Origin of the sequence: Bacillus cereus group sp. BfR-BA-01347 (genome assembly GCF_022663835.1) — a bacterium.
GTDB classification, from domain to species: Bacteria; Bacillota; Bacilli; order Bacillales; family Bacillaceae_G; genus Bacillus_A; species Bacillus_A thuringiensis_K.
In genome coordinates, this window is sequence record NZ_JAKUGG010000026.1 from 1 (window position 1) to 20,478 (window position 20,478).

A 20,478-nucleotide genomic window follows, 5' to 3' on the forward strand; every position below is an offset into this window, starting at 1 on the left:
ATACAGAAAGATTCCAAGAAAAACTTCACGGCCTTTCCCCGATAGAATATCGGGAAAAGGCCGTGGCATAATACTCTTTTTATTACTGTCTACTTGACAGGGAGATGACCAGGCTGACTCTTTTTTTATGATTCTCACATTCTATCTTTCTCTTGAAAGTAAGCAATGTTGTCTCGAAGCCACTTTCGCTCTGACATAAATAAATTCCCTCGTTTTTTGTACACTTTATCAAATGTCTTTAAAACTTCTTCACGATCAACAAACTTATGTAAAAAACGAACACTACGTTTTTATGATAAATATAAGGAATAATTTTATTTGTACTACTTACTACTGGTAATGTATAAATATTACTAAGCAATTCACTTAACAAAGTCGGACTGTCTTCATATTCCAAACAATCTATAAGATAATCTGCAATACAAATTTCTTTCGTATTAATAGCAAGTTTCGTCATTAAATAATAAATATCTTTCTTCATAGATACCTTTTTTGCTTTGCTTAACTTCCCCTGTAAATAAGGAAAAATTAATAAGTCATTTAACGCTTTTGCTTCATCATACGCACGATGCCATATATCTGTAGCCATCCGCCTTAATAAATCATCTATATACCCTTCCATCTCCTTCTCTCCCGTCTAAATTAAATCTATCTCTTTGCATTCTATATACGAGAGATTACTATTTCAACAGAAAAAAGAGGATGTCATAGCATCCTCTCCTGCCCTACCCTATTCCACACAAGTAAACTGTGTCCAAGCTCCTACATAATCTAGTAAGAATAACTCTTCTTCTGCAATTGTACCGACAATATTTTTCCGTTCATCTATCGGCATTTCTTTTAGAATGATTTGAAGTTCACCTTTATACTTACCAAATGAGTTGTTTCCAATTACAACTTGCCCTCTTTCCTGTAATACACTTTCGCGCACTGGGAAGTCATAGTCTTTATACTTTTTACGTACTTCTGTAGAACGCACCATATATTCTGTTATGTCGCCGCGTCTTACATGTAATTCTTGCAGTGTCGCTTTCTTCTCTACTTCAGTCGCTTCGTCTACAAAGTTTACCTTTAGCTGTAACATGTAACGATTTAAGTTTCCTAGTTTCTCTAACTCTTCTTCACTCGCATAGGCATTTCCGATAATAACGTCATCAATAAGCCCTGTCGCCCATAAGTGTTTCGCTTGTACTTCAATCGGCAAGTTACGATGCTCTTCTAGCGTACATAATCCGTCATTAATATCCCATGGACCGATGTTAGCTGCATGTGACGTAATAAATGCTGCCGTGCGAATACCGTGTTTTTTAAAGCGTTCACTACAGCGAATGAAATAATCATACGGAAGACCAGTGAATTTTTGCGGATAAAAGTTATGGCAACCAATTAAAGCTGGTTTATTTGCCTGATGCGAAAGGATATTTTCTAAGTATGCAATATCGTTACTTACATTTAACTCGATTTTTAAACCGTACGGATTATTCGTCATTTTCGCTTCAGTTAGTCCGTCAAAACCTAAATCTAAACGGATACCATCTGCACCTAACTCTGCAAAGAATGATAGATCGCTATAGCTAATACCAAGTTGATCAAATACCGCCGGAGCTACATCTAAAATAACTTCCATATTATTATCTTTTGCATGATTAATAATTTCTTTAAATTCAGCTACAATTTCTTCTTTCGGACGATTCACAGATAATAGACATGTGAATATTCTTGAAAAACCGTGGCGTGCCGCTGCCAAAATGTATGCCATATCTTTTTCTTTCGTTGAATGTTCTGGATAAAGTGAAATTCCTAATTTACGCTCCATGCTTTTGCATCTCCTTCACACGTTGTATTAATGCTATGCTCGTAAATCTATATTTTGCAGATAAACAAGTTGCACATAAAATCGTTGGTACAATAATTACGTACGGTGATTGCAATCCTAACATTACATATGCACCCATTGAACAACCGATAAATAAAACTGATACGAGTAGTAACACTAATAAAGATTTACTTTGTACCCATTTCGAATAATGGGCAATACACTGTCCGACCACGAATGTAATTAAGATGATAATTGCTCCGAGCATTCTGTTTTCTCCTCTCCTGCTAATTGTTGTTTCTCATACATTTTGAAGAATGGATAGTAAATAACGAATGAGATAACAAAGTTAACAAGTACAAGTACACCAGCCATAATTGTCCAGTCCGTACTAATCACCGCTGCAATCGGTGCTAACATCGTAAATGGCAGTTTCGCCATCATAAGTGGAATCATACCTGAAACAACTGCGAAATATGATACTGTCGTTGTCACTAACGGTGTAATAACGAACGGAATAATTAAGATTGGGTTCATTACAATTGGTGCCCCGAAAATAATTGGTTCGTTAATATTGAATAAACCTGGTACGAATGATAATCTCCCTAACTCTTTTAGGAACTTAGATTTAGAGAACATAAACATAATGACTAAAGCTAACGTTGAACCTGATCCGCCAATCCATACGAACCATTGAATGAATTGCTCTGTAAATAAGTTTGGTAACTGATGTGCATTTCCTGTAGCCGTGAACACTTCCATATTTTCAAGAATTGCTGAATCCCACATTGGACGAATAATCGGTCCTAAAATCGCAGGGCCATGTATACCGAATGACCAGAAGAACACGATTAAGAATACTGTTAATAAACCGCCGAATAAATTATTTCCTACTAATACTGATTTTAATGGTGCGATTAAATATGTAATTGTTGTATTTACATCAAATTTCAAACCGTAGCGAATGCCCCAGAATAAAAGAATAACTGCTAATGTTGGAATTAATGCTGCAAACGAATTTGAAACTGCTGGTGGTACACTATCTGGTAATTTAATCGAGATATTATGCTTAATCATAAAATGATAAATTTCTACTGCAATTAAAGCTGTAACGATTGCGCCGAATAAAGACGTTGCACTTAATGTTCCTATTGAAATGTATCTACCTGCATCAATAACACCTGGTACAGCTTTCGTAATTTGAATTGGTTCAACTGATGCTAGTAAAAAGGCGAGTACAGATAATAACCCTGCACTTAACTGATTGAGCTGATAAAAGTTCGCGAGCGAAGCCCCTACACCAAACGCTGCGTATAATGCCATTAGTCCTACTGTAAATCGGAATGGAATATCTAAAATATGGCGAAACGGTGCGATCCATTCCATATATGCATCAATTGGTAAATTTAAAAAGATGACGAAAAATGATCCGACGATCGTTAACGGTAATGTAGAAATAACCCCATTTCGAATTGCTAATAAATGTCGTTGTCCTGCAATTTTTTGCGTTGTTGGCATAATCTTTTGTTCCATAAAACTCATAAACCCATTCATCAATAGCCCTCCTCTTCCTCTCTACTATAAAAGAATGAAATAAACTTTATAACATTATAATGTTTATATTTAAAAAGATATAATTATGCTAAAACTAATTGTTCCGCTTGCTTAAGCACTTTCAAACCATCACACATTCCATAATCTCGTTGGTCTATGATCGCAACTGGTATATTGTATGAATTTGCAAGAAACTCTACAGCTGGAAATAAATATTTCACCTGTGGGCCAATTAAAACGACATCGGCTTCCTTAATTTCAAGCTTCACTAGTTCTGAATCAACTGCCTTAATTTTATAATTCTTCCCCTGTTTCTTTGCCTCTTCTTGCATTTTTCTTACGACCATACTCGTTGACATACCTGCTGCACAACATAATAAAATGTACATCTTATACTGTCACTTTCTCTTCTACTCGTTTATGAAGAGCAATAAATTCTTCAGCCAGTTCTTTTACTGTAATTGCATTCATTAAATGATCTTGCGCATGCACTAACAGTAAACTGATTTCTGCATGATTTCCTCTTGCCTCTTCTTGAATTAAATCCGTTTGAATGCGATGAGCTGATGAAATTTCCTCACTAGCAAGTTTCATCTTTTCACTGGCATTCCCGAAATCTCCTTGTCTTGCAAAAGCAATTGCTTCAAGCGCCGCACTTCTCGCATTGCCACCATGTAAAATTAATGCAAATGGAGTTTGCATATCAGCCATTTTAAATTCCCCCAAGCTATATGTTTTCTATGTTTTTATCTTATTATGAAAACGCATACAATTAAACATAAAAAACTTCCGTTATGTAACGGAAGTTTTTATATACTTTTTCAAAATGATAATAAAATCTCTTGAAAATCTTCAATTAACTCGGTCTGAGTAAGTTTCTCTATCGTAGTTTGACTAGACATAATATCATATAAAAAATCATAAAGCCTTTGCAAATCTTCATTATTATTGCGCTTTACACTAAATAAAATAATTACTTGTACTTTTTTATCTCCCCAATCAACAGCCTTTTCAAGTGTGCAAAACATCAAAAAAGTTTCCTCACTTAATAACTGCATCGGATGCGGGATTGCAACTGAATTCCCAACCGCTGTCGGAGACGTATTTTCTCTTTCCATAACAGAAGCATAAAAGTTTTTTGGTACATAGCGTTTCTCAGCAGCTTTCTCACATAAAATCTGAATAACATCCTCTTTCGTAGAAGCACTATGATTTAAAAAGATTAAATCTTCCTTAATATAAGGCTGCACACTAGTATTCACATGCGTAAACAATCGCTGACCAATCGATTTAATCTCTTTATCATCAAATATTGAATTCACTTTTATAACTGGAACAGGCAAGCCACTCGGTATATGAATCGTACTAATAATACAATCTATTTTTTCTTTATAAAGATCTTCTACTTTCAATTGATAATAGCCTGTAATACCTACAATCTCTAATTTATCTCGGAACTGTGATAAAATTTTATATTTTAATAGTTGTGCACTTCCTTGACCAGTCGCACAAACTAATAAGCATCTTTTCTTTTGATTCTGCTCCTGCAAACGGCTCATCGCTCCGCCGAAGTGAATTGCAATATAACCAATTTCACTTTCAGGAATCGATTCACCCATATATTCACCAATGATATCTCCAACAAGAACCGCAACTTCAAAAGCATACGGATAATTCTTTTTCACTTCTGCCAAAAGAGGATTCCTCGTATTTAACTTATACTTCAAACGATTTAATAACGTTTTTAAATGAATACCAAATCCAAATAATAATTCTTCATCATAATAAAAAATAAGATTCCGTTCTTCCGCTACTTTAAAAAGAATATGTTGCATAAATGCATATATATCTTTCCCTAATAGCTCTTCTACATTTTCATAGCGACCTCTCGTTGTAACAGCAGTACTTAATAAATGCATCGTCACATATAATACTTCTTCTTCTGGAAATGAAAATTTTAACTCTTTCTCTAAATCTCCTAAAATCTGCTTCGCAATTGTATATTCTTTCTTTATTATAAGTTCTGATTGCTCCGCATGTAGTCCTTTCATATAATGTTGACTTTGACAACGCTTTAATGCAATTGCAATATGAATGACTAAATTATCAATTTCTATATCAGATAAATATATTGTTCCGCCTTCAATATACTTTAATATAATTGAACGAATGAGTGATATATGAGGTAGCGATAAATATGTCTCCGTCTGCTCAAATTGCTCATGAAACGGAGTATGGTCATAACGCGGGAAACCATATTGTGATAAACAAGAACGAATATTAAATTCCTCTCCAACAATACGTATACCATAATACGGTCTCTTCTCAATTTGTAATTTATAGCGACCACATATATCTGTAACATCTTTCATAATTAAATTGACCGTTGATTTGCTCACATACATCTCTTCCGCTAATTCTGAAAGCTTCACATATTCCTCTGTCATTAAAACACGCTGCAGAATGTACGCTATTCTTTCTTCATAAGAAGTTGGGATCTTTTCCGTCTGTTTTTGAAATAGACTCACACAAAAGTCTTCAAATTTCTTCTTTTGTATAATTTCTAATTCGTACCCATTCCCTCTTTGCGATTCGATTTTCGCTCCGTTTTCTTCCAATATATCATTTAATAATTTTATATCCTTTTGAATCGTCTTCGTTGATACATGTAAACGGCCCGCTAAAAAAGCTCGATTTAACATCGATTTCTCTTCTAAAAATTCCTCTAAAATAGAAATTAATCGCTGATGCACCTTTGTCATAGCTCTTCCTCTCGCTCTTTATATATAAAGGGGGAAACGCTGCTGAAATCAGTAGTTTTTCCCCTTTATATTCTCTCTATTTCTTTAATGTGAATCCGAATTTATCCCATGCTTGTAAATAGTCTAGTAAGAAAATCTCTTCTTCTACAATTCGACCAACTACATTTGTTTTTCCTGTATTCACCATATCTTTTAATGCAATTTGTAATTCACCTTTATACTGGCCATATTGCTCATTGTCAATTAATAAATCTCCACGCTTAATTTCGCGCGTATTATGAGGTTTAAACTCTTCTTTTTTATATTTCACACGACTTTGTGTAGAACGAATCATATATTCAGATACATCTCCTCGATAAAAATGTGGTTCGTCTAATACGATAATTCTTTCTAGTTCTGTCGTTGTATCATATAGTTCTATATCAAATGCTTGTTTTTCTTTATTTAATGCACTTAGTGCTTGTAATTCTTCTTCTGACGCATATGCGTTTGCAATAATAACATCATCAATTAATTCCGTCGCGAATAAATGCTTCGCCTGTGTTGTCATCGATAATTCACGATGCTGCTCTAATGTACATAACCCTTCTGTTACTGGCCAAGGTCCGTATGTTGCATCAAATGATGAAATAAAAGCAGCCGTTCTCATACCGTAATCTTTAAATTGTTTCGAGCATTTAATGAAATGATCGTATGATAACCCTGAATAACGATGCGGATAAAAATTATGACAACCAATTAAATTTTCACGATTTGGTCTATGACTCATAATGTTATCTACATACTTCGTACCATTACTCATATTAATCTCAATTTTCAAACCATACGGATTATAAGTCATAATTGATTCTTCTAATCCTGAGAAACCGACATCTAAACGAATACCGTACGTACCTAATTCATGGAAGAATGATAAATCATTATACGAAATACCTAATTGTTCAAAAACAGATGGACTAATATCAACTAATACTTGGAACCCTAATGCATTCGCATGAGAGATCGTTTCTTTAAATTCTTCTATAATTTTCTCTTTTTCTCCATCCACAGATAATAAACATGTGAACACACGTGTAAATCCATATTTACTTGCTAATGTTAAATACTCCTTATCTTTCTCTACTGTTGAATGTTCTGGATAAATAGAAATACCTAATCGTCTCATATGTACACGCCTCTTTCTTCATCATATTGTAAACCTTTTCAAATATATGTAGTGAAAAAGTATATATCCCCTTCTTGTTCACTACTCTTTTGAATCCGCTTTCTTTAAAGAAAAAATAATTTCTATCATTCTTAACACCTACAAGTCTATACATCTATACTTTACATCTTTTTTTCATAGTTGTGTAGCTTTTACACAAATTTGTCAGTTTTTCATCTTAAAAATTGTTATCCGTTTTCAAGACACCTTCCTTGACTGTTTCATTGGCCAATACATATACTCGAAAGAAAAGAGATAAAGTGAAACTTTAATCAGTGAGGGGGGGGGTTCATCCCCCACTGATTATTAGTTGAACCAATCGGGCATTTACGGGCAGTTGATCTCCCACCTAACTTCTTTGCTCCAGTCCGATTTTGAGGTGGGAGTTTTACTGCCCGTTAATAGCGGGAAAATTTTATATAGGGGATGAATATATGGGAGAAGCAATACTCGTAAAACGAGAGCCGTTATGGACAAAAGAGTTTGTTGCTTTAATTTTTGCAAACTTATGTATGTTTTTAGGGTTTCAAATGTTAATTCCAACCTTACCTGTTTATGTGAAAGAAATTGGTGGCACAAGTTCCAATATCGGATTTGTTGTCGGCATGTTTACCGTTGCGGCACTTTTTGTTAGACCGCTAACTGGGAACGCCTTGCAAAAATTTAATAAAAAAATCATTTTAATGATCGGTACTGCTATTTGTTTACTCGCTATGGGCAGTTACCTTTTCGCCTCAACAATCTTTCTCTTGCTTGCTGTTCGTATTTTACACGGAGCTGGTTTCGGTGTTACAACGACTACATATGGAACTGTCGTTTCTGATTTAATTCCCTCAGCTCGCCGCGGAGAAGGCATGGGATATTTTGGCCTTTCTGGAACAATTGCAATGGCCCTCGGTCCACTTATCGGACTATGGCTTATGCAAACATATAATTTCACAATTCTTTTTTTATGTGCATTATCGTGCACAATTGTTTCATTAATATTAACAAAGCTACTTCAAATCCAAAAAACGAAACAGCCGCCACAACAATCATCTAGTACTTTTCTCGATGGATTTATTGAGCGTAAAGCTTTACTTCCTTCATTATTAATATTATGTATTACATTAATGTACGGAGGAATCGGAAGTTTTATCACACTATTTGCTACAGAAGTCGGCATAGCTGATATTAGTCTCTTCTTTTTATGTAACGCACTAGCAATCGCTGTGACTCGTCCATTCTCTGGAAAGCTATATGATGCGAAAGGGCATACATTCGTCATCATTCCGGGAGTTATTATAACGTTTACAGGCATTATTTTATTGTCGTATACGACGACAATTCCGAGCTTAATTATTGCTGCAGCATGTTACGGAAGTGGTTTTGGAGCGATCCAACCTGCACTACAAGCATGGATGATTGACCGCGTAGCACCCCATCGACGCGGCGTAGCAACTGCTACATTTTTCTCCGCATTTGACCTTGGAATAGGCGCTGGAGCAATTATATTTGGATTTATTGCTCACTTTACAAACTATGCAACTGTATATCGTTACTCCTCTCTATTACTTATTGCTTTTCTCTTCATTTACATTACAAGCATAAGAAAACAAAAGCATGGCGATAAAAACACGGAAAAAGCTGCTGGATAATTCAGTGGCTTTTTTATCGTGTTAAAAAAATTGTTTTTCCTCGCTTTGCTATTATAAAACTACATGCATTTTCCTACATATTTTTTTAACTTTCCTCAAAAAATATACGATGAACTCGCAGACGCTTTCCTTGATATTCGACTGAACAATATTATTCTAAAAAGTGTGATTTCTTTACAAAATTAAGATTTAAATAAGATGTAAACCAATAAAATACAGCTGTTTCTTTAAGGGATTGTAAACTTTTCTTCTCTTTGTAAATTTAGTGTAAATTTTACTAGCAAACCGTTTACAGTAACTCAAGGTTCAGTTAATAATTACATCGTACATGAAATTTAAGGAGTGGAATGCGTGGAATATAATGTTCAAGATATGATCTTCCAGTTCATTGGTGGATTAGGTATTTTCTTATTCGGGATTAAATACATGGGCGATGGACTGCAACAAGCAGCTGGAGATCGTCTTCGCGATATTCTAGATCGCTTTACAACAAACCCACTAATGGGTGTACTAGCTGGTATGTTAGTTACTGTATTAATCCAATCCAGTTCAGGAACAACCGCTTTAACAGTCGGACTTGTAAGTGCCGGATTTATGACATTAAGACAAGCAATCGGTGTTATTATGGGTGCAAACATCGGTACGACGGTTACTGCATTTATTATCGGAATTAAAATCGGAGAATATGCTCTTCCAATTATGGCAGTTGGAGCAATCTTACTATTCTTCTTTAAAAATAAAAAAGTACATTCTTTAGGTCAAGTTATATTCGGTTTTGGTATGTTATTCTTCGGTTTAGAATTAATGAGCACAGGCATGAAACCTCTTCGCTCTTTAGAATCATTCCAAGAATTAACAGTTAGCATGAGTGATAATCCAATTTTAGGTATTGTTGTTGGTACAGTCTTTACTTTAATTGTACAAAGTTCAAGTGCAACAATCGGTATTTTACAAGAACTATTCGGTCAAGGTGCAATCGATTTACAAGCTGCCCTTCCTGTATTGTTTGGTGATAACATCGGTACAACAATTACAGCTGTATTAGCAGCAATCGGTACTTCAATTGCTGCAAGACGCGCAGCATTAGTTCACGTTATCTTTAATATCGTCGGTACAATCATCTTTACAATTTTATTAATACCTTTTACAAATTTAATTCTATACTTCCAAACGTCATTAAACTTGAATCCAGAAATGACAATTGCATTTGCACATGGAACGTTTAACGTAACGAATACTATTATTCAATTTCCGTTTATTGCAGTATTAGCATGGATTGTAACAAAAATTATTCGCGGGGAAGATGCAGCTATTGACTTCAAACCGCAACATTTAAATCCAATCTTTATTGAACAATCTCCTGCTATCGCATTAACAGAAGCACAAAAAGAGATTATTCGTATGGCTGAGTTTTCATTACATGGATTAAAAGAAGCAAACCAATTTTTGAACACACAAGATAAAAAACACGCTGACATGGCTACTCAATTAGAAGGAGCTATTAACAATTTAGATAAAAAAATTACCGAGTATTTAGTTTTACTATCAGAAAAGCCACTTTCACCTACGGATTCTGAAAAACATTCCGTTTTAGCAGGTGTTGTTGGAGATATTGAACGTGTGGGTGATCATGTAGAAAACCTTGTAGAACTTGTAGATTTCCAAATTTCAAACCGTGTTTCACTATCAGATGAAGCATTAGCTGAATTAAACGAAATGCTAGAATTAACTATTTCAACACTGCAAGACTCAGTTGAAGCTTTAACAAACTTCGATACTGAACTAGCTCAAACTGTTATTGCAAAAGAACGTAAAATCGATCAAATGGAACGTGTTCTTCGTAAACGTCACGTATTACGTCTGAACGAACGTAGCTGTTCAGGTGATGCAAGTATCATCTTCGTTGATATGGTAAGTAACTTAGAGCGCATTGGTGATCACGCTGTAAATATTGCTGATGGTGTTTTAGGTGAACAAGGTAAAATCAATTTAAAACAATCATTATGATAAGAAAGAGACGCTAACTTAAGCGTCTCTTTTTTCATTATATTTTAACAACTGTTCTTCCTTTTAACTTTCCTTGCAATATAAGTGCAAACTTCTTCTCTAGTTCTTCTAATGTACATTCCTCTGTATAAGATAGTAACTCTTTATTTCCCCATTCATTCGCTAAAAGCGTCCACACATCACTTCTCACATCTGCTGGACATTGCACAGAATCTATCCCTAAAAAGCTTATGCCTCGTAAAATAAACGGATATACCGTTGTTTGTAATTGCTGACCTGCCACATTACCGCATGTCGTTACACAACCACCATACTTTACTGTTTTTAAAGCTGTTTCTAACATACGTCCACCTACAGTATCGATAACCCCCGCGTATATCCCTTTTAACATTGGTCTTCCTGATTCATCATTCAATTCCGCGCGATGAATCACTTTTTTCGCGCCTAGACGTAGTAGCATATCTTCCTCTTCCATTTTCCCTGTCGCTCCTACTACGTTAAACCCTAACTTACTTAAAATGCTTACAGCTACACTCCCTACGCCGCCTGTAGCACCCGTTACTAAAACATCCCCCATACTAGGGGTTATACCTGCTCTCATAAGCTTATATACTGATAAAGCCGCTGTAAAACCTGCTGTTCCGTACATCATACTTTCCTTTAATGACATTCCCTCTGGTAAAGGGACAATCCAAGATGATGGCACGCGAATATACTCTCCGAAACCACCAGAAGTATTCATCCCTAAATCATATCCCGTTACAATGACTTGATCTCCTGCCTTAATGGTAGCATCTTTACTACTTACAACCACTCCTGCTGCATCAATTCCTGGCGTATGAGGATATGTTCTCGTAACACCTTTATTACCAGTAGCTGAAAGAGCATCTTTATAATTTAATGAAGAATAATGAACTTGTATGAATACGTCTCCCTCAGGTAAACTACTTACTTCTCTCTCAACAACTTTTCTTACAAACTGATGATTTTCCTTTTCGTTCACAATGATTGCTCGGAATGATGTATGATTCATTATGCTCTCTCCTTTATCCGTCAAATTCTTCTTTATTATATAGAAGAAATAAGTAAGCTTACTCATTTCTTCTTGGCTATATTTCAACAAATCTTACTTCCCTATCACTTTCTCATAATATATATTTTCATTTCTACTAAAAGCCCTTATACTTATTCTACATCTAAAAAATAACATATAGAAAATCTGACTTTTTATAAATAAATTGAATTTTTACGAAATGTAAATGATTTGTAATGTTTTTTTTCGCTAAATTTCATTATAATAAGTGGATATGAGTGTCGTATTTCAATCCAAATGAAGGAGTACAGGAAATGGAGCAAAACCCATCTTTGCAAGAAAATACACGCAATAAACCGAAAAAAAATAAGAAAAAAATAAAAATTATTATAAGCGCTATACTATTCGTTTTATTAATAGGCGGCGGTTATACTTGGTTTTTAGTAAATAAAGCATCTTCTGCTGTTCGAAATGCCGCACACGATTTAGCACGCGGTGATAAATCTGATTTACGTGATAAGGCTGTAAAACCTATTACAAACAATGTCTCTGTTTTAATAATGGGTGTTGATGAAAGCGATGTCCGTGGAAAAGAATATGGTGAAGCTATAAGAACAGACGCGCTTTTACTTGCAACATTTAATAAAGATAGCAAAACTGTTAAACTATTAAGTATCCCACGTGACACATATACTTATATTCCAATAGAAAAGAAAAAAGATAAAATTACACACGCTCATGCATTCGGTTCTGCTAAAAATGGAAAAAATGGTGGACCACAAGCAAGCATTGATGCAGTTGAAAAATTAATGAATGTTCCTGTTGATTATTTTGTGAAATTTAACTTTAAATCATTTATAAAAATCGTCGATGACTTGGGCGGTGTTGAAGTTGATGTACCAGTTGAATTTACTGAGCAAGATAGCAATGATAATGCTGAGGCAATTCACCTAGAAAAAGGTGTTCAAAAGTTAAATGGCGAAGAAGCTCTTGCTCTTGCTAGAACAAGACACATCGATAGTGATGCAATGCGTGGACAACGTCAACAACTCGTTATCGAGGCTATTTTAAAGAAACTAACAAGTGTTGGTTCTGTAACAAAAGTTGGCAGCATCATTGATGATATTAACGGACAATTCGTTACAAACTTAACATTTGATGATATGCTTTCATTCTATAAATATGGATCGGATTCGGAAATTGAGAAATTACAAATCCAAGGTGATGATTGCTATATGGCAAAAGGTGACGATACTTGTAGCAAATCTGCTGGTGGTGGTCGAACTTACTATTACAATCCAGATAAAAAAGAATTAGCTAATGTTACAAATGAACTTCGTACTCATCTTGGACTACCTGCATATACAAAGTCTGACTCAGACTCTGATTCGAAAAAGACAAAAGAATCTAAGTCTGAAAATAAGAACGAGCACAAATCAAGCAAAAATGAAAATAGTAGTGAAGGTACAGAAACATCGTCTAATGACAATGAATAATATAGAAGCGGTTCTCTATGGAGGTAGAGAACCGCTTCTTTTTATTCTTCCAAATACAAAAATCAGAACTTTCTAACTATCTTTTTTAATATTTTTAAATTATAATAAATAGTAGCAATCTATTCCAATTATCAGGGGGCTCATACATATGAAAGCTGCAGTAAAACATAACATCTCAGATTTTAAAGACTACTTAAAATCCAACGATATATACATGGAAGAAAATATAGATGAAAATGATGGCTCTGTTCATTTTTCAGTAGGATTAGAGACTGAAGCTGGCGCAAAAATTCAACTTATCGCTGCTTTCCAAAACGAACATCCTACGGTGGATATATACTGCTTCAATGTTGCTCACGTGCCTGATGCAACATCAACAAATGATATTTTACATGTCATCAATGAATTAAATACATCTTATCGCTTTGCAAAATTCACATTAAACAAGCAAAATGCAATTGATATTTCAACATCTCTTGCATTCTCAGAACCAAATTTTAATCCAGCACTTGTCTTTGAACATACAAGAATGCTATATAAATTAGCAAATGACGAGTATAAAAACTTAATGAAAGTTATTTGGGCATAAATTAAAACTATAATCCGTGGGGTTTACGGGTAATAAATAAAAGGATGGGCTGTAAGCAGCACCATCCTTTTATTTTGATAGCATATCGACCCACATTTTAACAGCGGTGCCTACAATTAAAATCGATAACATATATTGTAGTGCTTTTTGATTTATCCTCTTCCCGACTCGTGCTCCAAGTGGCGCAGCAAATATACTTGCAACCGCAATAATTAGAGCTGGAATCACAACTACTTGTCCAGTAATCATTTTTCCAGTCGTAATCCCTACTGAAGAAATAAACGTAATAGCGATAGATGTTGCTATCGTCATGCGCAATGGTAATTTTAAAATAACTAGCATAATAGGAACTAAAAGAAATGCACCGCCAGCTCCAATAATGCCCGAAACACCTCCTACAATAAACGCTAACACACTTGCTAACCATTTATTATAATTAATTGCTCCGCTATTATTTTTCTTCGGTACAAACATCATCATAGCTGCAATGGTCGCTAATACTGTATAAACAACATTTACAGCATGTTCATCTAATAGATTTGCACTAAAACTTCCTATAAAACTTCCTATTAATATACTAGCTCCCATATACACAACTAACGTTTTATTCATATCAGTACTTTTCCGATATGCCCACGCACCTGCAAAAGTTGCAAAGAATACTTGTACCGCTGTAATACCGCTCACTTCATGAGACGTATAGCCAGTAAATCCTAACAGTACTGGAATGTATAAAATCATTGGATAGTTAATAATTGCACCGCCAATTCCAACCATTCCTGATATAAACGATCCTATAAACCCAATTATAAAAAGTAATAATACTAAACTCACCTTACATCCCCCTCCTTCTAAAAAGAAGGTGATTTAAATGAATAAGTTCACATTCCCATCCGAAGCATCTGCTAAATATGCCCCTACACCTGCAAACTCTACCCCTTCCATAATCTCTTCCTCTTTTAACCCTAATAAATCTACTGTCATTTGACAAGCTACAAGTTTAATCCCCTGTTCCTTTGCCAAATCAATTAAATCTGGCAAAGGCATTGCATTATGTTTTTTCATAATGCCTTTAATCATCTTTGGTCCCATACCAGCAAAATTCATTTTAGATAACCCCATCTTATCAGCACCGCGTGGCATCATTTTTCCAAATACTTTTTCTATAAATGTTTTCTTTACATTCACATGTTCATCTTTCCTTAAAGCATTTAATCCCCAGAAAGTATGAAAAATAGTTACCTCTTGATCATACGCCGCTGCACCATTTGCAATAATATAAGCAGCCATTGCTTTATCGTAATCTCCGCTAAATAACACGATTGTCGTTTTCTTCTGTTGTTCCATATTGTTCTCCCTCCAATTACCTATAGGGGTATTTTTTTATTTATAAAAAATTGTTTCTCCCTATTCTACTTTTCCTTCCCAAGCTAACATACCGCCTACCATATTGATTACTCGAAAACCGTAACTTTCTAAAAATTGAACAGCTCTTGCACTTCTCCCGCCTGAACGACAAACGATAATATATTCCTGATTTTTATTTAATTCATGCATACGAAACTCTAATAGTCCTAGTGGAATATTACATGCTTCTGGAATTTTCCCTTCAGCTACTTCTTCTACTTCACGTACGTCCACAATATTTACCACTTCTTTACGCAACAATTTTTCTTCTAATTCTTTTGTAGTCATTTCTTTCATTTTAAAGTCCCTCCTCACAAACTATTCATACCACCTGAAACGTTTATTACTTGCTGAAACCCTAGTTTTTTCAATATCTTTGCTGCTTGCTTACTTCTCATTCCACTTTGGCAAATAACGATTACTTCCTTATTCTTATCTAATTGATTCGCCTTGCTTGCTAGATCATTTAGGGGGATATTTTGAAAGCCTTCCATATGATTCCCTCTATATTCACCTACTGTACGGACATCAATAAAATACTTCCCCTTTTTTCCCACTATACTTTTCAATTCTTTGCCATTTATATTTTGAACACCTTTCACTGGTAAAAATCGTGAAATAACAAACCATGCAGCAAGTACAATGAAAAGCGTACTTAATATTGTGTTCATATAACCAACCTCTCTATATTTACAAAACTATTGCTTCACTACGCCTTCTTAATCCAAAACTTCAGCACATCAGCTTCTTCTACATGCTTTACGATGTCATGACCAGTTTTATTTGCCCACGCTGGAATATCTTTCACTGATCCTTTATCCGTTACCTGTATTTCTAACACTTCTCCAGTTTGTAAAGTATCCATCGCTTTCTTCGTTCTTACAATCGGTATTGGACATGCTAATCCTTTCGCATCTAATACTTGTTTTACATTCATCATCTATTCCTCCATGTTTTATTTATTTTATTATTCATGAACTGCACAACGATTTGGACCAATCTCCATTTCACGTTCTTCCTCTGCACTCGGATGAATTTTACCCATATTCGTTTGACGAATTTCTTCGTAAGCATTTGGCTGAGGTGGTAAATTCTCCGTTACAACTTTACGAAACTCTCCCTCATCCTCAATATTTAATCCTGCATTATACGCAAATAAATCTTTTAATTTAGCACTAACAATACCACTCTCGTCCATTTCACTTATTTTTGAATAATGAGCCGGTAACACAACTAAGTTTTGAGATAGTTCTTTATATCGGCTATACAAAGTAGTACGTAAATCACTTACCCAATCTTCAGCTTTCCCAGCAAGGTCTGGACGTCCAATTGAATCTACAAATAAAATATCACCTGATAATAAATAGGAATCATCTACAATAAATGACGTACTCCCAATCGTATGCCCCGGTGAGTATAATGCGTCAATTTCAATTTTAGTACCCCCCACCGTAATAACAGATCCTTCAACAAGCGGTTTATATGAGAACACAACCTCCTCTGCATCTTTTGGCGGCAACCAATACGTACCACCTACTTTTTCCGCTAACTTACGTCCGCCAGAAATATGGTCTGCATGTAAATGTGTATCCATTACATTCGTAATCGTAACGCCATGCTCTTTCGCAAACTCTTCGTATGCTTCAACTGTTCTTACTGCATCAATAACTGCTGCTTCACCGTTTGAAATAACCATATATGATAAGCAACCTTTTCCAAGACGGTTAAACTGATACATAATTCCGCCATCTTTTAAATCTCCCACTTTTATAGGCTTTACATATTCACTCCAAGCCTTCATACCACCAGATAAATAATAAATATTTTCTAATCCAGCCTCTGTTAATTGCTCTGCCACAAATATAGAAGATCCTTCTTTTGCACATACTACTAAAACATCTTTATCTTTAGGTAGTTCACCGATAATATGATCTACCCCCTCTAATAAATCAAAGTACGGTACATTTATTGAAGTAACTTCTTTTCCTTCAATTTTCCAATCTTCATAATCCGTCTCATTACGAACATCTAAAATAAACAACTCCCCGAATAAAACTTTCTCTGCAACATCTTTTGCTTGTAATGCTTTAACACTCATCTAATTACCCCCATAGGTATGTTTTTGTTTAAAAAATTTTATCCCGCTTTAATGGGCAGTAAGACCCCACTGATTAAAGTTTCACTTTATTTTTCCACATTCCCTTGCCACTCTAACATGCCTGGAATGACATTTTTCACATTTGCATAACCTTTCTCTTTCAACATGTGGCAAGCTACATCACTACGGTTGCCAGTTCGGCAAACAACATAAATTTGCTTCGTTTGATCTAACACTGCACTGTCTAATTCTCCTAACGGTATGGAAACAGCCGATGGAATATGACCAAAAGCGAATTCCGCCGCTTCACGAACATCTACTACAATACACTCTTGACCACTTAATACTATCTCTTCCACTTCCGAATTCGTAATTGTATGAGGATATTTCACTATTTCATTCATTTCATGCTCATTTGCTTTTCTAACGTAATGCATCAATACATCACCTTCATGTTTCGTCCCGATATATTGATGACCTACTTTACTCGCCCAACTTTGTATATCCACAATAGACCCTTTATCTGTTGCCTGAACCTCAATCACTTGCCCTGACGTCAATCCTTCCATCGCCTTCTTCGTCTTTACAATCGGCATCGGACAAGCCAAACCTTTACAATCTAGATTCATATCCACTTTTATACTCATAGTCGATTCCTCCATAATTTATATACATATACCTGTATGGGTATATAAAAGTGTTTTTGAAAATCTGTCAACAATTATGTTTGACAGATTATCGGCTTTTTACAAGTAATTGAACAGCTTCTTTAATTAATTCTTCATTTGAACCATTACCGCTTTCAAACTGCTCACGCAAACATTGCTCTAAATTTGTCCCAACAACAAGTCCAATTGTACGATCAAGTGCAGAACGAGATGCCGTTAACTGTGTAATAACCTCTCGGCAATCTTTTCCTTCTTCCATCATACGAAGCACACCGCGAACTTGCCCTTCAATACGTTTTAATCTATTTTTCATGTCTTGATTATATTCCATTGTATAATCACCTCATTACCATTATGTCACTATTTATAACCTATGACAATATATTATACCCTATAGGGTATTTTGTAAACCCTATTTTTAATTTTCACCTTATATGTTCACAAAACAAAAAGTAAAACCTTAATCTATAGGTTTTCATCTTCCACTAAATCTTGAAGTAGAAAATGAAAAATATCAATATACAACACGTTCTGGCAATACTGTCCCATACAATTTAAAACCACCATCTACATTCTTTACCTTATATCCTTTTTCCATTAACATACGCGCTGCAACATACCCTCTCATACCAAGTTGACAAGTGATATATATTTCTTTGTCCATTGGCACTTCATCCAATCGATCACGTAATTCATCTAATGGAATATTAATAGTGCCTTTAATCATTCCCTGTTTTAGTTCATTAGGCTCTCGAACATCAATAAGGTACCCACCATTTTCAACAATGTGATCTATTTCATGCCATTGCACTGTGTCCACAAAACCATCTACTATATTACTTGCAGCATACCCCACCATGTTTACTGGGTCTTTTGTTCACAAATTCGAAACAAAAAGAACTTAGATATTTCCAAGTTCCTTTTCGTATAGTTCTATAACTTTCTGTACAATTACATCTGCTGTATTTTCCTCCGGTGGCATCAATAAATTCGTAACAGGCCCATATACCATAGGGTTTAATTCCACCTCATACCCACCATATGCATGCTCTTCCTTTGTCGGTAAATAACCAATATATCCATTCGTATATCCACCCAAAAAAGCTATTTCATTTTGAAGACGTTCTTTCATTTCTAAAGCAGTTTCTGAAAAAGGTTCCATCGGTATACCCAAAAACATGCCATCATTAACTTGAAACAGTTGAACTTCTAAATCAATACGCAACTGCCGAATACCTTGCTTATATTTTTCTAAAACGATAGTAAGCCATTCATCCGTATTCACGCCCCACTGTTTCTCTGCTAATTGAGCCATGCTTCGTATCTCATTTATTCCAGGAATATCTTTCAACTTCATTTGCATCGTACTCGAAACTGTTCTTAAATTTACAATTGGGCTGTATGTAACTGTTGGCAACATCGTTAATACATGCCCACTAAGTGTGTAAGCCATTTTCTTTAATGCTTCCCTTGAACCGCGATATTTCGCATTTACATTACCAGCAGCTCCTTGCACAATAATAACAGGACAGTTTACGATCCTCTCAAGAACCTCCCTCGTCATTCCAGGATAATCCGCTGATAATACATCGCTATCACCTTTTAAAACATTCGGATGCGCAGTACAAAATACTACAATACCAGATAGCTCCTTCGTTTCAGCATTTCTTATTGCTAACATCCCAATTCTTTTATCTACAACGCCCTCTATATTTGTTCCCATCCTTGCTCTTCCATCAGATGTTCTCTCTCTTCGATTTATCCCAATATCACCTTTCGTAACACCCCAGCCAACTTCACATCGCTTCAAGTTGTTATTCGCAGTAACCGCACCGTGCACTACATTATTTACTAAAATCATTTTATACGACTGCACTAGCCGATCATCACCGACTGTCTCTGGACCGGAATGTGTATGTGTATAAACAACTGTTATTCGCTCAAATGGTACGTGAAGCCTACTTGCTACTCGCTCACGAATCATATTCGTATCTTCTACTAACATCCCGATATTATCAATACTTATAAACACAGTTTTCATTTCATCTTTTTCAAATACAAAAACTGTCCCATAAATACGCTCTTCAATATTATTTATCCCTGTCTCTCTATGATATCCGACAAAATCAATACCGACAGGTGGCGTAATATCTACCTTGCATACCCCTATTTTGCTCATTTGAATCGCTCCATTTCTCTATGTAACT

At 35.2% G+C, this 20,478-nt stretch carries 22 protein-coding genes and 2 pseudogenes; 5 read left to right on the plus strand and 19 right to left on the minus strand.

Annotated features, from left to right (window positions below):
- The coding region (locus MR143_RS33575; protein WP_325782447.1) for an IS3 family transposase at positions 1-71 on the plus strand (71 nt) is incomplete at its 5' end.
- 63 nt (positions 72-134) lie between these two features.
- On the opposite strand, the pseudogene MR143_RS26955 reads toward MR143_RS33575, so the two are convergent.
- From MR143_RS26955 to MR143_RS26990, 8 genes and pseudogenes are all read right to left on the minus strand, one after another.
- A pseudogene (locus MR143_RS26955) lies at positions 135-622 on the minus strand (hypothetical protein).
- A gap of 108 nt (positions 623-730) precedes the next feature.
- Positions 731-1,816, minus strand: coding sequence for a DUF871 domain-containing protein (locus tag MR143_RS26960; protein WP_000440029.1), 1,086 nt, complete (start codon positions 1,814-1,816; stop codon positions 731-733).
- Positions 1,806-2,084: a hypothetical protein gene (locus MR143_RS26965; RefSeq protein WP_061883800.1), complete on the minus strand. Its 279-nt coding sequence runs from the start codon at positions 2,082-2,084 to the stop codon at positions 1,806-1,808. Before MR143_RS26965 ends, MR143_RS26960 begins: the two co-directional genes overlap by 11 nt.
- Positions 2,060-3,370, minus strand: coding sequence for a PTS sugar transporter subunit IIC (locus tag MR143_RS26970; RefSeq protein WP_001013044.1), 1,311 nt, complete (start codon positions 3,368-3,370; stop codon positions 2,060-2,062). Before MR143_RS26970 ends, MR143_RS26965 begins: the two co-directional genes overlap by 25 nt.
- 83 nt (positions 3,371-3,453) lie before the next feature.
- The gene (locus MR143_RS26975) at positions 3,454-3,759 is read right to left on the minus strand and encodes a PTS sugar transporter subunit IIB (protein WP_000275642.1); all 306 of its coding nucleotides are present in this window, start codon (positions 3,757-3,759) and stop codon (positions 3,454-3,456) included.
- Position 3,760: 1 nt separating this feature from the next.
- Positions 3,761-4,081 (minus strand): PTS lactose/cellobiose transporter subunit IIA, encoded by a 321-nt coding sequence (locus MR143_RS26980; protein ID WP_000774633.1) that lies wholly within the window; start codon positions 4,079-4,081, stop codon positions 3,761-3,763.
- A gap of 110 nt (positions 4,082-4,191) precedes the next feature.
- Positions 4,192-6,132: a BglG family transcription antiterminator gene (locus MR143_RS26985; protein ID WP_000169788.1), complete on the minus strand. Its 1,941-nt coding sequence runs from the start codon at positions 6,130-6,132 to the stop codon at positions 4,192-4,194.
- A gap of 76 nt (positions 6,133-6,208) precedes the next feature.
- Positions 6,209-7,297: a DUF871 domain-containing protein gene (locus MR143_RS26990; RefSeq protein WP_242281111.1), complete on the minus strand. Its 1,089-nt coding sequence runs from the start codon at positions 7,295-7,297 to the stop codon at positions 6,209-6,211.
- A gap of 473 nt (positions 7,298-7,770) precedes the next feature.
- On the opposite strand from MR143_RS26990, the gene MR143_RS26995 reads away from it, so the two are divergent.
- Both MR143_RS26995 and MR143_RS27000 read left to right on the plus strand, forming a co-directional pair.
- Positions 7,771-8,973 (plus strand): MFS transporter, encoded by a 1,203-nt coding sequence (locus MR143_RS26995; RefSeq protein WP_000503246.1) that lies wholly within the window; start codon positions 7,771-7,773, stop codon positions 8,971-8,973.
- Positions 8,974-9,324: 351 nt separating this feature from the next.
- Positions 9,325-10,980 carry a Na/Pi cotransporter family protein gene (locus tag MR143_RS27000; RefSeq protein WP_000456252.1) on the plus strand — a complete coding sequence of 552 codons (1,656 nt, stop codon included), beginning with the start codon at positions 9,325-9,327 and terminating at the stop codon, positions 10,978-10,980.
- Positions 10,981-11,017: 37 nt separating this feature from the next.
- On the opposite strand, the gene MR143_RS27005 is transcribed toward MR143_RS27000, so the two are convergent.
- On the minus strand, positions 11,018-12,013 hold the full coding sequence (locus tag MR143_RS27005; RefSeq protein ID WP_001016953.1) for a YhdH/YhfP family quinone oxidoreductase: 996 nt from the start codon (positions 12,011-12,013) through the stop codon (positions 11,018-11,020).
- Between the two features lie 314 nt (positions 12,014-12,327).
- Between MR143_RS27005 and MR143_RS27010 the strand changes: the two genes are divergently transcribed.
- Entirely contained in the window at positions 12,328-13,509 is a 1,182-nt protein-coding gene (locus MR143_RS27010) for an LCP family protein (protein ID WP_000437394.1), read from the plus strand.
- Between the two features lie 148 nt (positions 13,510-13,657).
- The gene (locus MR143_RS27015) at positions 13,658-14,098 is read left to right on the plus strand and encodes a hypothetical protein (RefSeq protein ID WP_000642362.1); all 441 of its coding nucleotides are present in this window, start codon (positions 13,658-13,660) and stop codon (positions 14,096-14,098) included.
- Between the two features lie 69 nt (positions 14,099-14,167).
- Here MR143_RS27015 and MR143_RS27020 read toward each other — a convergent pair whose 3' ends face one another.
- The 10 genes and pseudogenes from MR143_RS27020 to MR143_RS27065 form a co-directional block, all read right to left on the minus strand.
- Positions 14,168-14,932, minus strand: coding sequence for a sulfite exporter TauE/SafE family protein (locus tag MR143_RS27020; protein ID WP_000060623.1), 765 nt, complete (start codon positions 14,930-14,932; stop codon positions 14,168-14,170).
- Positions 14,933-14,965: 33 nt separating this feature from the next.
- Entirely contained in the window at positions 14,966-15,445 is a 480-nt protein-coding gene (locus tag MR143_RS27025) for a DsrE/DsrF/DrsH-like family protein (protein ID WP_000437741.1), read from the minus strand.
- A 60-nt stretch (positions 15,446-15,505) separates the two neighbouring features.
- Entirely contained in the window at positions 15,506-15,802 is a 297-nt protein-coding gene (locus MR143_RS27030; RefSeq protein WP_000661812.1) for a rhodanese-like domain-containing protein, read from the minus strand.
- 14 nt (positions 15,803-15,816) lie between these two features.
- Positions 15,817-16,176 carry a rhodanese-like domain-containing protein gene (locus MR143_RS27035; RefSeq protein ID WP_001092316.1) on the minus strand — a complete coding sequence of 120 codons (360 nt, stop codon included), beginning with the start codon at positions 16,174-16,176 and terminating at the stop codon, positions 15,817-15,819.
- 38 nt (positions 16,177-16,214) lie between these two features.
- Positions 16,215-16,445: a sulfurtransferase TusA family protein gene (locus MR143_RS27040; protein WP_002163852.1), complete on the minus strand. Its 231-nt coding sequence runs from the start codon at positions 16,443-16,445 to the stop codon at positions 16,215-16,217.
- Positions 16,446-16,472: 27 nt separating this feature from the next.
- Complete coding sequence (locus tag MR143_RS27045) at positions 16,473-17,603, minus strand: MBL fold metallo-hydrolase (RefSeq protein WP_000111566.1); 1,131 nt, start codon at positions 17,601-17,603, stop codon at positions 16,473-16,475.
- An 86-nt stretch (positions 17,604-17,689) separates the two neighbouring features.
- A complete protein-coding gene (locus tag MR143_RS27050) occupies positions 17,690-18,265 on the minus strand; it encodes a sulfurtransferase TusA family protein (RefSeq protein ID WP_102947847.1) in 576 nt (191 codons plus the stop codon).
- A 73-nt stretch (positions 18,266-18,338) separates the two neighbouring features.
- Positions 18,339-18,602 carry a metal-sensitive transcriptional regulator gene (locus MR143_RS27055; RefSeq protein WP_000456206.1) on the minus strand — a complete coding sequence of 88 codons (264 nt, stop codon included), beginning with the start codon at positions 18,600-18,602 and terminating at the stop codon, positions 18,339-18,341.
- A 183-nt stretch (positions 18,603-18,785) separates the two neighbouring features.
- Positions 18,786-19,145, minus strand: a pseudogene (locus tag MR143_RS27060) (rhodanese-like domain-containing protein); the annotation flags it as partial.
- Between the two features lie 27 nt (positions 19,146-19,172).
- Positions 19,173-20,450 carry a neutral/alkaline non-lysosomal ceramidase N-terminal domain-containing protein gene (locus tag MR143_RS27065; RefSeq protein ID WP_061883797.1) on the minus strand — a complete coding sequence of 426 codons (1,278 nt, stop codon included), beginning with the start codon at positions 20,448-20,450 and terminating at the stop codon, positions 19,173-19,175.
- Positions 20,451-20,478: the final 28 nt, after the last annotated feature.